Annotated in this window: 2 protein-coding genes; both read right to left on the reverse strand. The window is 71.7% G+C overall.

The annotated features are described in order from the left end of the window. Positions 1–165 precede the first annotated feature (165 nt). A complete protein-coding gene (locus tag G6018_RS04045; RefSeq protein WP_179525571.1) occupies positions 166–1,401 on the reverse strand; it encodes an MFS transporter in 1,236 nt (411 codons plus the stop codon). Further along, the coding region (locus G6018_RS04050; RefSeq protein ID WP_182638822.1) for a M20/M25/M40 family metallo-hydrolase at positions 1,398–2,023 on the reverse strand (626 nt) is incomplete at its 5' end. The genes G6018_RS04045 and G6018_RS04050, both read right to left, overlap by 4 nt.

Here is a 2,023-nt window from a genome sequence, read left to right on the forward strand (position 1 = left end):
GACGCGGTCGTCCGCCGTCTCGGCGGTGGGGTCGGTGGTCTCTGGGGTGCTGGCGGCGGTCTCGACCTCGTCGCCGGCGGTGGCGGTACGGTCCTCGTTGTCGTTGCTCATGAGGTGACTCATGCTACGGCGTCGGAGGCCCCGTTCGCGACACGGCGGCGCAGGTCACTCCCCCGTGGTTCCCCGGACCAGGTGCTCGTGGGTCTCTCTGGCGACGAGCCACGGGACGACCGCGGCCAGCAGCAGACCTCCGGAGAGTGCGAATCCGGCGGTGTAGCCGAACAGGTCCACGACGAGACCCACCAGCACCGGGCCGAGGATCGCACCGGAGTCGCTGGCCATCTGGAAGGTCGCGAGCACCTTCCCGCCCGCGCGATCCGCTCCGATCACGTCCGCGACCGAGGCCTGTTGTGCCGGGTTGAGCACCCCCGCCCCCATGCCCGCCACCACCGAGGCGGCCACGAGGAGCGGAACGGTATCGCACCAGCCCAGCACGAGTGTGGACACCCCGGACACCAGGAGGCCACCGATCACCAGCGGCCGTCGTCCGTACCGGTCGGACAACCACCCGGCCACCGAGATGACGGCGGCGGTGCCCACCGCGAAGGAGGCGAGCGCGGTGCCGGCGATCCCCGCACCGGCGTCGAAGTTCGCGGCGGCGAAGAGCGGGACGATGGCCACCCGTACGCCGAAGGAACTCCATCCGTTGACGAAACTCGACACGAGCGCGGCGCGGTACCCGCTGTGGCGGAGTGCCTCGCGCACCGGCAGCGCCTCCTGCTCCTCCGTCCCGTCGTCCGCCGAGGGCCGGCGGCCTCCCCGGAGGAACACCGCCACCACTCCGGTCGCGACGAGCAGGGTGAAGGAGTAGACGAAGAACGGCACCCGCATCCCGAAGCCGGCGAGCAACCCGCCGAGGACCGGCCCGCCAATGTTGCCGATGAGGAAGGCGGTGGCGTAGAGCCCGGCGATCCGTCCTCTGGCTCCGGGTGGCGAGAGGCGGGTGAGCAACGCCATCGCCGAGATGGTGAACATCGTCGACCCGAGTCCACCGAGTCCCCGGAACACCAGCAGCTGCCAGTAGGTCTGGGCGACGCCCGTGGCCAGGGTCGACACCACCACGATGAGCAGGCCCGACATGTAGACCCAGCGTTCGCCCAGACGGTCCACGAGGAACCCGCCGGCGGGAGCGAACACCAGGCGGAAGAACGCGAACGCGCTCACGACCACCGACGCGGCGGTCACGGAGACGTCGAAGCTCCGGGCGTACTGCGGGAGGACGGGTGCGACGAGACCGTAGCCGATCGCGACGGCGAAGGCCGCCGCGACCAGTACCCACACATCGGCGGGTAGCGGTGTTCGCGGCTGCGCGGTCCGGCTACCCGAGAACGGGCCCCTCACGCCGACCGGAGCACACGGGCCAGGACATCGGCGCCGAAGTGGAGCGCGTCGACGGGGACCCTCTCGTCGACGGCGTGGAAGTGGCCGAAGACGTCGAACTCGTCCGGCACCCGCAGCGGGACGAAGCCGTAGCCGTGGATCCCCAGCGGAGCGAGGTGTTTGTTGTCCGTGCTCGCCGGCAGCAGGTACGGCACGACCAGGGAGCCGGGGTCCGCCTCGCGGACCGCCTCCCGGATGACCGAGACCAGCGGGTCGTCGGCGGGCGCGGCGATCGGCGGTTGCCAGATCCAGTCGACCGCCACGTCGGGTCCGAGCTCGTCCTCGATCTCCGCGCGGAAGGTCTCCTCGCCACCGGGCAGGACGCGGCAGTCGATCTCGGCGAACGCCTCGGAGGGGATGACGTTGGTCTTGTACCCGGCCGACAGGACGGTCGGCGAGGCGGTGTGGGAGAGCGACGCCTCCACCAGTGGGCCGAAGTGCCCGAGCACGTCGAGGTGCGCGGGCAGGTCCGCGACGTCACCGCTCGACCCGGCGAGCTCCCCGACCGCCGCGGCGAGGGCGGTGTTGGCCTCCGTGGGCGCGACGGGGAAGTGCCGGCTCGCGACCCGGTGGACGGCACCCG

Source organism: Dietzia sp. DQ11-44, from assembly GCF_014145205.1.
GTDB classification, from domain to species: domain Bacteria; phylum Actinomycetota; class Actinomycetes; order Mycobacteriales; family Mycobacteriaceae; genus Dietzia; species Dietzia natronolimnaea.